This is a genomic window from Rossellomorea vietnamensis (assembly GCF_008180415.1).
Taxonomy (GTDB): Bacteria; Bacillota; Bacilli; order Bacillales; family Bacillaceae_B; genus Rossellomorea; species Rossellomorea vietnamensis_C.
Genome location: NZ_VTEI01000001.1, coordinates 1 through 12,710 on the forward strand (window position 1 = coordinate 1; position 12,710 = coordinate 12,710).

At 42.2% G+C, this 12,710-nt stretch carries 15 protein-coding genes; 4 read left to right on the plus strand and 11 right to left on the minus strand.

Annotated features, from left to right (window positions below):
- Window positions 1-825 (plus strand): IS30 family transposase (locus tag FZC78_RS00005; protein ID WP_148937666.1); only part of this gene is annotated, 825 nt, incomplete at its 5' end.
- Window positions 826-867: 42 nt separating this feature from the next.
- On the opposite strand, the gene FZC78_RS00010 is transcribed toward FZC78_RS00005, so the two are convergent.
- Window positions 868-1,653, minus strand: a complete 786-nt coding sequence (locus tag FZC78_RS00010) for a DUF92 domain-containing protein (RefSeq protein WP_252183455.1) — start codon at window positions 1,651-1,653, stop codon at window positions 868-870.
- Window positions 1,646-2,209, minus strand: coding sequence for a 5-formyltetrahydrofolate cyclo-ligase (locus tag FZC78_RS00015; protein WP_148937668.1), 564 nt, complete (start codon window positions 2,207-2,209; stop codon window positions 1,646-1,648). The genes FZC78_RS00010 and FZC78_RS00015 overlap by 8 nt, the downstream gene beginning before the upstream one ends.
- Window positions 2,210-2,302: 93 nt before the next feature.
- On the opposite strand from FZC78_RS00015, the gene FZC78_RS24085 reads away from it, so the two are divergent.
- Entirely contained in the window at window positions 2,303-2,617 is a 315-nt protein-coding gene (locus tag FZC78_RS24085; protein WP_252183456.1) for a hypothetical protein, read from the plus strand.
- A gap of 69 nt (window positions 2,618-2,686) precedes the next feature.
- Here FZC78_RS24085 and rpmG read toward each other — a convergent pair whose 3' ends face one another.
- From rpmG to FZC78_RS00045, 5 genes are read right to left on the minus strand one after another with little or no spacing between them, the layout of a single operon-like run.
- On the minus strand, window positions 2,687-2,836 hold the full coding sequence (gene rpmG, locus FZC78_RS00025; RefSeq protein ID WP_064091498.1) for a 50S ribosomal protein L33: 150 nt from the start codon (window positions 2,834-2,836) through the stop codon (window positions 2,687-2,689).
- Window positions 2,837-2,893: 57 nt separating this feature from the next.
- On the minus strand, window positions 2,894-3,526 hold the full coding sequence (locus tag FZC78_RS00030; RefSeq protein WP_148937669.1) for a hypothetical protein: 633 nt from the start codon (window positions 3,524-3,526) through the stop codon (window positions 2,894-2,896).
- Between the two features lie 6 nt (window positions 3,527-3,532).
- Window positions 3,533-4,579 carry a nucleotidyltransferase family protein gene (locus tag FZC78_RS00035; RefSeq protein ID WP_148937670.1) on the minus strand — a complete coding sequence of 349 codons (1,047 nt, stop codon included), beginning with the start codon at window positions 4,577-4,579 and terminating at the stop codon, window positions 3,533-3,535.
- Window positions 4,576-6,891: a glycosyltransferase gene (locus FZC78_RS00040; RefSeq protein WP_148937671.1), complete on the minus strand. Its 2,316-nt coding sequence runs from the start codon at window positions 6,889-6,891 to the stop codon at window positions 4,576-4,578. The genes FZC78_RS00035 and FZC78_RS00040 overlap by 4 nt, the downstream gene beginning before the upstream one ends.
- A gap of 9 nt (window positions 6,892-6,900) precedes the next feature.
- Complete coding sequence (locus tag FZC78_RS00045) at window positions 6,901-7,590, minus strand: DUF4912 domain-containing protein (protein ID WP_148937672.1); 690 nt, start codon at window positions 7,588-7,590, stop codon at window positions 6,901-6,903.
- A gap of 773 nt (window positions 7,591-8,363) precedes the next feature.
- Between FZC78_RS00045 and FZC78_RS00050 the strand changes: the two genes are divergently transcribed.
- On the plus strand, window positions 8,364-8,723 hold the full coding sequence (locus FZC78_RS00050; protein WP_148937673.1) for a hypothetical protein: 360 nt from the start codon (window positions 8,364-8,366) through the stop codon (window positions 8,721-8,723).
- A gap of 11 nt (window positions 8,724-8,734) precedes the next feature.
- Window positions 8,735-9,193 carry an endolytic transglycosylase MltG gene (locus FZC78_RS00055; protein ID WP_148937674.1) on the plus strand — a complete coding sequence of 153 codons (459 nt, stop codon included), beginning with the start codon at window positions 8,735-8,737 and terminating at the stop codon, window positions 9,191-9,193.
- Window positions 9,194-9,228: 35 nt separating this feature from the next.
- Here FZC78_RS00055 and phoU read toward each other — a convergent pair whose 3' ends face one another.
- From phoU to pstC, 4 genes are all read right to left on the minus strand, one after another.
- Window positions 9,229-9,885 (minus strand): phosphate signaling complex protein PhoU, encoded by a 657-nt coding sequence (phoU, locus tag FZC78_RS00060; RefSeq protein WP_148937675.1) that lies wholly within the window; start codon window positions 9,883-9,885, stop codon window positions 9,229-9,231.
- Between the two features lie 127 nt (window positions 9,886-10,012).
- Complete coding sequence (gene pstB / locus FZC78_RS00065) at window positions 10,013-10,840, minus strand: phosphate ABC transporter ATP-binding protein PstB (protein ID WP_148937676.1); 828 nt, start codon at window positions 10,838-10,840, stop codon at window positions 10,013-10,015.
- An 18-nt stretch (window positions 10,841-10,858) separates the two neighbouring features.
- The gene (pstA, locus tag FZC78_RS00070; protein ID WP_148937677.1) at window positions 10,859-11,743 is read right to left on the minus strand and encodes a phosphate ABC transporter permease PstA; all 885 of its coding nucleotides are present in this window, start codon (window positions 11,741-11,743) and stop codon (window positions 10,859-10,861) included.
- 2 nt (window positions 11,744-11,745) lie between these two features.
- Window positions 11,746-12,693, minus strand: a complete 948-nt coding sequence (gene pstC / locus FZC78_RS00075) for a phosphate ABC transporter permease subunit PstC (protein ID WP_148937678.1) — start codon at window positions 12,691-12,693, stop codon at window positions 11,746-11,748.
- Window positions 12,694-12,710 lie beyond the last annotated feature (17 nt).

The following is a 12,710-nucleotide window of genomic DNA, read 5'->3' on the forward strand; positions in this document are numbered from 1 at the left end:
TACGAGCTAAAACGCTGTAAGCMTTATAATGCCCTGCAGGCTCAGCTCGACTACGATGCCAAGCGGGAAAACTGTGGCTCTAGACGCACGGTCGATCAAAAAGATGTCGACTATATCTTATCCAAACTCAAGCTGGGCTGGTCGCCGGAAAGCATTGTAGGCAGGTATAGGAAAATGCATAAGAAATCTTTTCCTATCAGTGTATCAAGCATTTACCGGTACGCTGCCCTCGGCCTGTTTAAGCTGTCCCAAAAACTTCTGATTCGAAAAGGGCGGAAGTTGAAAAACAACATGACGGAAACGCGAGGCAAGATGCCCCGTCTTAAAAAGATTCATGCTCGTAGTGCGCCCCGAAGTCAAGTCGGGCATTGGGAAGTCGATACAGTCATCGGCAAGTCACACAAAAGTCAGATTCTCACGTTGACCGAGCGTACCAGCCGGTTTGAGATTATCTATAAGCTGGCGGCGAAAACGGCGAGTGAAACYGCACAGTCCATCATCCAYGTGTTGAAGAACTTGCCAAAAAAAGTGGTAAAGTCCATCACCGCAGACCGCGGCAAGGAATTTCATCTTTGGGAAGAAGTCGAAAAAGGGCTGGAGGTTCCCTTTTACTTCTCGGATCCCGGAAAACCAGGTCAGCGTGGCACCAACGAAAATAGTAACGGGCGCATTAGGCGCACATACCCAAAAGGAACCGATTTCAGCCGGATGACCCAGAAGGACATCATGGATTTTCTCTTGACGTTTAACCAGGTCCCCCGGAAAGTGCTCAATTATAATACGCCATTTGAGGTATTCATGAATTTCTTGCCGTGTTCGACTTGAGTTGACAATTTACAAAACATAAAAAATATCAACCTTCAGAATTCAGCAAATCACATTAGAAATCATGATAGTCAGAGAACCAGCGAGAAAACTGGAAGAAAAATTGACGAATTCATTGTTTATAAAGGAGAATCCTTTCAATCCTTCTGCTTTAACTCCGCAATGCTCCGGTGATTCTGTTTCCAGCCCGCACCGACGGCAGCGGTACTCTATTTGCACATAAGCTCCCAGTATGGTATCAGCCAGACTGCCGAAGAAGCCGGCACATGTAATAATTACAGCTGCCTCGGCTGAAATCTCCTTGAACAGCAGTATAGATATGAGAGCTATCAACAAAGAACCAGCCAGGCTTGCGAGCGTTCCCAGTAAAGAAACTGCCCCTGAAGATCCCTTCTCCACTCTTGCCAGATTTCTGATAGAAATAGGATCGCTTTTGCTCAAAGGCCCTATTTCAGAAGCCCAAGTATCAGCATTGGCAGCGGCAAGTGACGTAAATGCTCCCAGCATGTAAACAGCATCGTCCGTTATGATATAAAGAAGTGAAAAGATCAACGCACTTCCTCCATTAGCCACTACCTGCTGCCAATCCCTTTCAGACGTCTTGGCGAGTTTTTTCTCAATTTCTGCTTTGGCACTGCTTCTGAATTTTGACCATAAACTGCTCGTCCCAAAGAACGCCCCCAGGACAATGAGCCCCTTCCAGCCAAACGCAGACACGACTGTTATCCCGGTGAAAAAGGCTGCAATAGCTCCGCTGCCACTTAAGTTCTTCGTCTTCCATCCTAAAAAGCTGACGGCTAAAATTAATAGTAGGTTAGCCTCATTCACAATTCAGGACTGCTCCCTCAGTGATTATTTTGCCGACCGGAATATCAAAATGTTCAATTGGCACTTCCTCCATCACTTGTTCGTGAAAAGCAAGGGACAATGTCCTGCCCTGATAGTTTTCCAAGAAGCGATCATAATAGCCTCCGCCAAATCCCAATCTATAGCCGCTACTCATAAATGCCAAGCCTGGAACGATGACCAAGTCAATAACATCCTTTTCTACGAAAGTACATTTATCCGGATTTGGTTCCAACAGCCCAAAGTATACCTTCTCCAAGTCAGCAAATGAAGCTAACTGATAAAAGTCGAGCCTTCTGTCTTTAGGAGAGCACTTTGGCACAAGGACTCTTTTATCTTCTTCCCATGCTTTTCTAATAATCTGCCAAGTATCCACTTCTGGGAAATTCGATACAGTTAAAGCAATTGTCTGAGCTGTAGCCCATTCTTCCGTTTTATACAATTCATTGGCAATAAGAAAAGATTTGTGTTCGTATGCAGGTCTGTCAAAAGAAGAAAGCAGTTCTTTTTGCTTGTTTCGAAGATCTCTTTTATCCATTTATGAGATCACCCCTTAAAGTCAGTTTTTCGCAGAAAAAAGTGTTATACCCGGGCCTTGCCTCCGCAAGGAAACTCTCTGAGGGGCCCTATAATGACAGTTAAAACTCATCCCATACGGGAAATAAAGCTTTCTTTACAAGAACAAAAGCGGAAGCGCCTTGACCAGCCCCGACAGGCAAATGTTCCAAAGAGAAAAAAGGCGCTCTATCCTTTTATTCTCTTTGGGTTATTTGACCCCGAGGGGCTAGGCGCTGAAGCTGGACGTATCAAAAGCGGAAGCGCCTTGATCAGCCTCGACAGGCAAATGTTCCAAAGAGAAAAAAAGGCGCTCTATCCTTTTATTCTCTTTGGGTTATTTGACCCCGAGGGGCTAGGCGCTGAAGCTGGACGCGGACAACATAGTTAAAGTTGTCTACAAAGACTAATTTATAATTTCCAAAGCAACAAAAAAAGCAGCAGGAAAAATCCTGGCTGCTTACTTTGTTTCGCGGTGCAATGTTACACGTTTTAATTTAGGGCAATATTTTTTTAGCTCTAAACGGTCTGGATTGTTACGTTTGTTTTTTGTAGTAATATAGTTACGCTCACCAGTTTCTGTGCAAGCTAAAGTAATGTTTACACGCATTGTTATTTCCCTCCAAACTTAGCTATCTTCATCTGTTCATACGACTTTTTTATAATATCACTTTTTTAAATGAAATGCTAGTCTGTTTTTCAAGTGTTTGTGGAATTTTCGCAGATCTTCCCTCGAATCTGCCTCAGCACCAATTACATGGCCCTGGATTTTCTGTAAGGGCGAAAACAATAGGTCAAAAGAAGCCACCGTCAAAGCAGGTCCCTTAAGTAGAGGCTGATAAGGAATAGAGCCGGTTTTCAAAGTTTCCTTCCAATGGGAAATCCCGCGAGCGGTAAGCGGATATAGTGACCTCCGGACCATTCCGATGCTATTATCCACCTGATAGTCGACCAAGGATGACCGGGTTGATGAATAATGGTGGACGAGATGATCATCAGGCGAAATGAAGCTCAGTCTTTCAGTCCCAGCTGTTCTCCAGTCCAAAAGTAAGAATAACTTAAGCCTGCGATGGATTCTTTTTTTGTTTTCAACTGAAAATGTCAAAATACTGCCTTCAGTGCTGCTGTCTTCCTGAACAGCACAATTGAAGTCCTTCCAATCAGCAAAATTTGTAAGCTGCTGAGATTCATTTCTACCGCTTTCTTCACAATAGGCGAATATCTCGTAATGAAAGTTTGTGATGGTGTCCTTAGGCTCCTTATATACCCTTGCATGAGATACATTCATTTTCATTTTCATCTTCCTCTACACCTTTTGCCATTGTTTGATTTTATTGAAATAGTAGCCCGCAAATTCCTTGGCCAGATTTCTTCTTTCAGCTTTTGAGTAGATAATAAAACCATTGCTTGGCTGATCGACGATTCTGGTCCAGCCTCCCATACTATGTGAAATCAAGATTCCATCAAGGTTCAGGACCGGTTCGTCTCTTTGTTCTTCCACCAATTTAGTGATAACCTTCTGCTTTTGGTGGTCTGGACAGGCAACCATCATCCGTGTCAGATACTTTAGGGTATTCTCAAATCCATCCCTCACTGTTACGAATTCATCCATAATGCCTGCGCCGACCCTTTCTTTTATATCTTTCATTTGGCCGGTAAGAAACTCTTCCCTTGCCAGTTTATATTCTTCAGGGCTGCCGATATCACGCCAATAATCTTTAGTCCGGAACACGAAGATGTCTTCCTGTTCTGCCAGCATAAGCGGAAATACGTCCCTGCTGAAATCCGTTTCACCCTCAAAGCGGTACTTCCTCAACAATTCTGGTTCGACAATATAGATTCCGGTATTGACCAAATTACTGTCGATCTGTCCTGACTGGGGTTTTTCGATGAACTCTGTCAACCTTCCTTCGCTATCCGTTTTACATATTCCATACCCTTGAGGAACATCAAGCTCTTTCCCCACGATTGTCAATAAAGAGTCGTTTTGCTGGTGAAATTGGATTGCCTCTTGCAAGGACAGGCTTGTAAAAGCATCGCCACTGATTACCACAAACGCCTCATCCAGAAAATCAATTGAGCCAAAAACCCCTCCTGCGGTCCCAAGGGGAAGTTCTTCCTGTAAGTAAGTGATGCTTACTCCTAATTTACTTCCATCCCCAAAGTACTCTGATATCTTCTCTGCCTTATAGCAAGTCGTGACCATGATGGAAGATATTCCATTCTCCTTCATTAAATCGATATTGTATTCCAGTATGGGCTTATTCATAATAGTCACCATCGGTTTAGGGATGGACAGTGTATAAGGTTTCAAGCGTGTCCCTCTGCCGCCTGCCAATATGACACCCTTCATAACACCGATCCCTCCACCTTGTGCTGCAATGTCAATTCATCATACAACTCCAGCGTCTGTTTGGAAATACGCTCCCAGCTGAACATCGTTTCGGCCATTTTGTACCCATTTTCCCCCATTTGTTTCTTCTGCTCTTCCTCTTCTTCCAGATTTAAAATGCATGCACCTAAACTGCGGGCATCACCTGGATCGAACAACAGTCCTGCATGCCCATGTTCCACCAGAGACTTAAGTCCGCCTGTCTTAGATGCTATTACTGCCCTTTTTGCCGCCATTGCCTCCAGGGCAACAATGCCGAAAGGTTCATAAAAACTTGGGAAGATTACGGCTTCACTGTGGAAAAGAAAGGCGTTCCTTTCCTTATCGCTGACATAACCCAGAAAATGAACGAATTCCTCCAGCCCATTCTCCCTTACTCTATTTCGGAAGGACTCCAGAAGAGGCCCCTTGCCGGCGATGACAAAGTGTATCCCTTTTTCCCTGCTGATCATTCCCGCTGTTTCGATAATGGTTTCGAACCCTTTTTCATGCACTATTCTTCCTATTGAAAAGTAGTAATTTACTTTTTTGAATTGATCCTTAAGATATCCCGCTTCTTGATTGACATTATGGAGATTAACACCATTTGGGATGACAGAAACCGGGAGGTCCTTTCTCGGCTCTAATTCATAGAGTTCTTCCTTCATATGTTCACTGCAGATGATCACTTTGTCAGAAGAGCCCACGAGCATTTTCTCCTCCTCATGGATCTGCTGCTGTAAATTAGTGTATATACCTTGATTTCTGCCATGTTCAGTGGCATGAATAGTCGTCAGAAGAGGCACTCCATAATGAAGTTTCAACATGCATGCCGCATTTCCAACAATCCAGTCATGGGCATGAATCAGATCAATTTCTTCTGTTCGGAATATTTCACCGGCTTTCTCAATAAAAGAAAGATTAAGCTGAAACACCCAATGAAGAAAATCATCTTCCATAGGATGAAGCGGGCCTGTTCTGTATACATGTACTCCCTCATCTACTTCAAACGCCGGTGCACCATCCGTTGATGCCGTCAACAGAATGACTTTACACCCTTTTTTCACAAGGGATTTGGTCAAGTCATGAACGTGCCTGGATAAGCCGCCTACAATGTTGGGAGGGTACTCCCAGGAAAGAAGCAAGACAGTGCGTTGTCCAGAAACAGATGTCATATCCTCAACAATCGAATTCTCTATCTCTATTGGCAGGTATTCAACACTCTCTCTATATTCCAGCAGGCTGCTGTCTTCCTTTTTTCCTTTCCGCTGTTCTTCAAGCTCTCTGAATGCCTGCAGATAAGATTCTTCCATCTTTTCTTCTTTAAGCAGATGGTGCAAACAGGATATCCATTCCCTGATCATTTGCTTTACAACCCTGCCGCTTGCACAGTCAGATTGGGTGATTTCCTTCAGCTTTCTTTCCATTTCATGAAGTTCTAGCAATCCAATGAGTACTTCGTCAGAGAGAATTGCCTTTCCTTGATCCATCCCAAGGTAACCAAAACTCGCCCTTGTCAGAGTGCTCTTTTCATCTAAAAGTGAATTTTCACTGTACTCCATTTCGCAGTATTCACAGAGCTCTTCGACACGTCCCTTAATCTCCCCGCTGCCATCAACTGCTGTCAAGTGGCGATTGTTCTCGTCTAAACTGACAGGAAGGAGCATAAGTCCTCGAGGGGTCCCTAGCATACCTGCATCTCCATCACCTTTCTCACTGAAAATGAAAGTGGTTTCAGAAATGAAGGAATACTCGATGCCCAGTTCGATCAAGTAAAGGTCGATCCCCGGAGTATAAGCACAATCAGGCAGCCAGAAACCTTTGGGACCTTTAGTGAAGTGCTTTCTATGAAGCAGTAAAGCTTGCTGCACCATCATCCTTATTCCCCATCCTGTCACAAGGTGGGTAACCGGGAAGTTGGTTAAAGCCGAAGGAATAATAGTAATCCTCTTCTCTTCTTGAAGCATGTTTAGTCCAGAAGGGATATCCCGATTCATTCTTACCCATAGAGAGTAAAGCTCCTCCATACTTTCACCTTCGTGGTTTCTCTGAATTTGTAATGCAGACAGGAAGTATTTTTCTATAAGTTCCTTAGCTTCGTTTGTGGATAGCCAGTCGACAACCAGCGGGTTGATGACATAAAGTAAACTCTTTCCTTCTTTGTCTGTCTTATCGAAAAGCACGAGACATTCTTGTAATAGTTGTTGGATCAGTTCCATATTTTTTTTTATATCTGAAGGGAACAGGGAAACTGTATTAGATAAGATCATAAGGGATATAGGTTTCTTTTCCATGGCTTCCTCCTAGTTTTTCACGTAATACGAATAGGTACTTACATGTTCCACCCATTGAGGGGTCTGTGCTTTGCCCGCTTCAAAGTCCTGAAGTGCATTAAGCGGGTGATAGTCCTGTTCATGGCCAGTCCGAGGGGTTTGTATGACATTAGAGCGTGTTATTCCCGTGAACCTGCCTCCCTGGTCAACTATCCCATATTCAACACAGTAAGACCTGTTTGGTTTGAGGCTGTTAATAAACCAGTGTCCTGTGTGCGGATGTATAATAATATCAGTATAGCTATGGTGATTGTGTCCGTTAAAGGCAATGGAGGTGATATCAAATACTCTGAGACAATATAGAGATTGGTTTTCCTTAACCCCATGAAACTCCTTCACTTGCTTAATAATCGCCCTCGGGATGTTCCAATAACATAGGATTCTTGTGCTGTCTGAGAAAACTGCGGTCAATTCAGATATTAACGGCTTAGCTTTTGTGCCTTTGTGAGAGATTCTCGCTCTATATTTCCCCTGCCTTTTAGGCTTGGACACCATCTCAGTATTTTCTGAGGCTGCCGCAACAGGTGTTTGGGAATCTCCAAGGGCCTTTTGAAATTTCACCCATTGATACTGTACTTTTCCGACTGTTGTATTCATTTCTTTCGCAATCTTTCTGAAAGACATTCCCTGATTACGGTATTCAATTATTTGCTGCAGCATTCTTTTCACCTCTGAGATCAATTTGTGGTTATATGCATTGGGTACAATATTTATTCGTCCATTTAATGGTATCACCAAGGGCAAAAACCTACAATAAACGCATTTTGTCGCATTCTGCCTCCCTGCATCAAGACAATGAAAAAAGAGCAAAAAAAATTCGTTTACAGCTGGTATATTGGTTTTTCGTCCAATTAAACAGCGGAAAACGACAAGTTTCTTCTATTAATAATCTCTTTTTTGGTACACTTTGTTGCTATTGCATATTAATTTTGAAGACTACCTCCCTAATTGAACGGATATAACCTGATAAGCAAGCAAGATAAGAGATACTCTCCTTGGTTGGAGAGTAAAACTCAGATTCAAGGGGGAAAATCCGGCACTTGGAGGTTTTCCTAAAACCAAAATTTATGAGAAACAGCGTATTAATAAGGAGGACTCTTCTATAAAATTCAGTTATTCTATCAGAGGAATAACTACCAAATTCCTTATACGTCCAAACTTCCCTAAGACCTATTTGAGATTTAGGCGAGCGGTAACTGCTATTTATAACCCTGCAACCCTGCTGTGAGCGGGATATACAGTTATACGAGCGCATTATACATAAATGCGAGCGATAATAAGAAATTACGAGCAAAGAACCTATATTAATTTAGCCCAACACACCTTAAGGGATCCGCCTGCAATCTAGAAGATGAAAGTCTATTGAACGGTATAGAGAAATACGGAAAACTGTGCTATAACTAGTAGGTAGCAAACTCATACGAGGTGAACTTATGACAATCGTGATCATCAGCCTTCTCTCCCTTTCCTCTCTGCTTTTTATCATCTCTTTTTTTCAAAGAGACCGATATAAAACTTTGGAAAAAGATGTAGAAGAGCTTTCTATGAACTTCCTTCAGGAAAATTACACACTGAAAAAGAGGCTGAAGGTTCTTGAAGAAGAGCTGCTAATGGATGAAGGTCCCGTCTTCCAAGCACCCCCGCCCCAGCGTCCTAAAAAGAAGGTACATGAGATAGTGAAAAATCAGGTACTGGCACTTCATGCTCAAGGAATGAATATGGAGCAAATCGCCAAACAATCTGCATTGCCAGTAATGGATGTACAGGAAATCATCCGTAATCGCAGCGTCTGAAAGGAGTCATCATGAATAAACAAAACACAAGGTCTTTCGCTTCAGGTCTTTTGCTTTCTGCCATCCTCTTGATCATATTCTCTTATGGTACCGAAGACAAAGGTGATTCCAGGGAGACGCTGGAAGAGCAGGGTTATGTTGTTTTGACTGAGGAAGAAGCAAGGAATCAACGGGAAAAAATCGGAGATCTTGAGGAGCAGATAAATACACTGAGTGAAGACAGTGTATCTGGAGAACAAGAAACCGAAGTTGAAGAAGATGCAAGAACTGAGATAACACTGACCGTTTCCTCAGGAATGACTCCCATCGAAATTAGCGATGAGCTTGAAAGCAAAGGAATCATTAAAAATGCAAGTGACTTTAACAGCTACCTGGTGAAAAGTGGACGTGCCGATAAAATTCAGATAGGTGACTATCAGCTACATTCAGAAATGACACTTGAGGAAATATCAACATTATTAACAAAGTAAAAAGGCAGCCGCAAGTGGGCTGCCTTTTTCTATGATCAGGAATTTAAATCGAATCGTCTTCCTTTAACGAGATAGAATACACCTTCAGCGACGTTGGTAGCATGATCTGCTGAGCGCTCAAGATAGCGGCAGATAAAGGATAGCTGTGTAATCTGATCAGTGAACTCAGGCTGCTGTTTATTTAATGTAAGCAGCTCCCGGATAGTCTCTCCGTACAGATCATCAATTTCATCATCTAAATCAGCAATCTTCTTCGCTTTGACTACATCTTCTTCAACAAAAGATTCAAGTGTCAGGTTAATCATGTTAGAAGTAAGAGTGTACATTTGTTTAATATTTTTAATTGGCTTAATCAGCGGTTCCTTGCCGATTCTGATTGTAGACTTTGCTATATTAACTGCAAAATCGGCAATCCTTTCAATGTCCGATGCCACTTTTATTGTGACAATGATTCTCCGCAGGTCAGTTGCCACTGGCTGCTGTTTGGCGATAAGCAGAATAGCAATATCATTGATCTCTTCTTCCAGCAAATCTGCATGGGTGTCATCTTCAATGATTTCCAAAGCCTTTTCAATATCCTGTTCTTCAAGAGCTTTGACACTCATGTCAAGAGCAGTGTTCGCAAGTCTTCCAAGTTCCATTAACTTTGCCTGCAGGTCTTGCAAGCTTTCATCAAACTGTCCTCTGGCCATACATACCCCTCCACTTTAAGTAATAAATGATCTATCCATTATGGTTCTGTCACTGTCCTTCTGTTGTCTCACCCTCGGAACCCATATGAAAATATCCTTAGCTGATAAACTAAGGATATTTCCATGATCAACCGAATCTGCCTGAAATATAATCCTCTGTTCTCTTATCACTCGGAGTAGAGAAAATAGTATCAGTCTTATCGAATTCAATGACCTCTCCATTCAAGAAGAAAGCTGTCTTATCAGAGATACGTGCAGCCTGCTGCATATTATGCGTAACAATGATAATACTGTAATCTTTTTTCAAGTCCTGCACAAGTTCTTCCACTTTCAGTGTAGAAATTGGATCAAGTGCTGAAGTTGGTTCATCCATCAGGATGACATCCGGTTCAATGGCCAGGCAGCGGGCAATACACAGACGCTGCTGCTGTCCGCCGGAAAGCCCATAGGCGTTTTCCTTCAGGCGGTCTTTGACTTCATCCCAGATGGCCGCACCACGCAGACTCTTTTCTACAATTTCATCCAATACCTTTTTATTTTTGATGCCATGGATCCTCGGTCCATAAGCTACATTGTCGTAGATTGATTTAGGGAACGGATTCGGTTTTTGAAACACCATTCCGACTCTTGTTCTCAAATCCTCAACTGTAAAGGATTTATCCAAGATGCTTTTCCCTCTGTAGCTGATATCGCCGGAAATTTTCACTACGGGAATCAGTTCCACCATTCTGTTCAATGTTTTAATAAAAGTGGATTTACCACACCCGGACGGTCCGATAATTGCTGTTACTTCATTTTGGTTTATCGCAAGGTTAATATTTTTTAGCGCTTTGTCTTCTCCATACCAAAGATTAAGGTCTTTTGTTTCATAAACTACGCTTTTCTTTGGGCTTACCGTTGTATCTTCTTTTAAAGTGACTTTGCTCTTCTTTTCGTTACCAGATAGTACTGCCATTGAAAAAACCTCCAAAAATTAGAATCTCTTTTGAAACTTGTTTCTAATAATGATTGCAATAGAGTTCATCGCGAACAGTACAATCAATAACACAACAATCGTAGCCGCTGCTAAATAGGCATATTCATCAGTCAAAGCAGAGTCAACTGTCCAATAGTAAATTTGCATTGGCATTACAGTAAATTTGTCAAAAACGCCTTCTGGCAGTGGAATCAATAATGCAGGTATACCGATAACGACAAGAGGTGCTGTTTCACCAATTGCACGTGATAGAGCTAGTATTACACCTGTTAAAATACCCGGTATAGCTGTAGGCAAAACAATATTTTTGACAGTCTGCCATTTGGTAGCGCCCATTCCATATGATGCTTCCCTTAAGAATTGCGGCACTGCTCTAAGCGCTTCCTGGCTTGCCACAACAACAATTGGAAGAACGAGCAAGGACATCGTCAAGCCCCCGGCAAGGATAATGTTACCTAAATCAGCCATCCGGACAAATACAGTCAATCCGAGGATACCAAATACTACAGATGGTACACCAGCAAGATTACTAATGTTTGTTTGAATAATGCTCTTTAGCTTTCCTTCTTTTGCATATTCTTCAAGGTAAATTGCTGTACCAACACCAAGGAACATCGTCACTGGCGCTACGACAATCATAAGCCAGACCGTTCCAAGAATGGCTCCCAGGATTCCAGCCTTATCAGGGTTTACTGAAAGCTTTCCTGATAGAAATCCAAAGTCAATCCAGCCGATACTGTCAGAAGCAACACGGTATATCAATGTTACCAATACGACCAGTCCGAATAGGATAGATAATAGGAATAGAGTTCTTGCCAGCTTATTTTTAAATAAGCGCAAGCCCATGTGCTTTTGTACTTGTTCTGCGTTTACATACTTCATAATTAATATTCCTCCCTGAATCTACGAGAAATATATTGTGCAATCAAGTTCATGATCAAAGTGAACACAAACAAAGTCATCGCCACAGCGTATAAGCTGTAGTAAATCGTTGTTCCGGCTGCTGCTTCTCCACCGGTTACCTCTACTATATAAGCAGTCATAGTCTGCATGGATTGGGTAATGTCAAACGTGAAATTCTTATTGCTTCCAGAAGCAATCGTAACAATCATCGTTTCTCCAATCGCACGGGATATACCAAGTACAAAGGAAGATATTATTCCAGAAATAGCAGCAGGAATAACTACTTTCCAGGTTACTTCGAGTTTTGTCGCTCCAAGTGCAAGCGCTCCTTCTCTCATTGAGTTGGGCACAGAACTCATCGCATCCTCAGAAAGAGATGCCACCATTGGGATGATCATGATTCCCATTACTATTCCTGGACTGAGGATATTCGTAGGCTCTACCGCAGGAATAAATGATCTTATTAGAGGAGTCACAAATGTAAATGCAAAGAATCCATATACGATAGTTGGAATCCCCGCAAGAATTTCCAATATCGGTTTCAGTGTTTTTCTTACTTTGTCTGAAGCATATTCACTTAAATATACAGCAGACATTAATCCCACTGGAATTGCAACAAACATAGCAATGACAGAAGAGATAATCGTACCAGTGAGCAACGGCAGTACCCCAAACTGCGGTTCTCTTCCGATTGGATTCAATTCTGTACCTGTGAAAAAGTCCAAGAAGGGAACATTCCTAAAAAAGTTAACTGTTTCTGCTAATAAGGTAAAAACAATTCCAATAGTCGTGAAAATCGATATCGCCGCAATGGCAAATAAGAATTTCGGAATGAATTTTTCCATAACAGAATTAATGTTCAGTGTATTTTTCTTTTCTTCAATCATTTCCCGAACATTCATCTTGCCATTCGTTCCAGAATCCTTCATGGTTGATAACCCCTTTC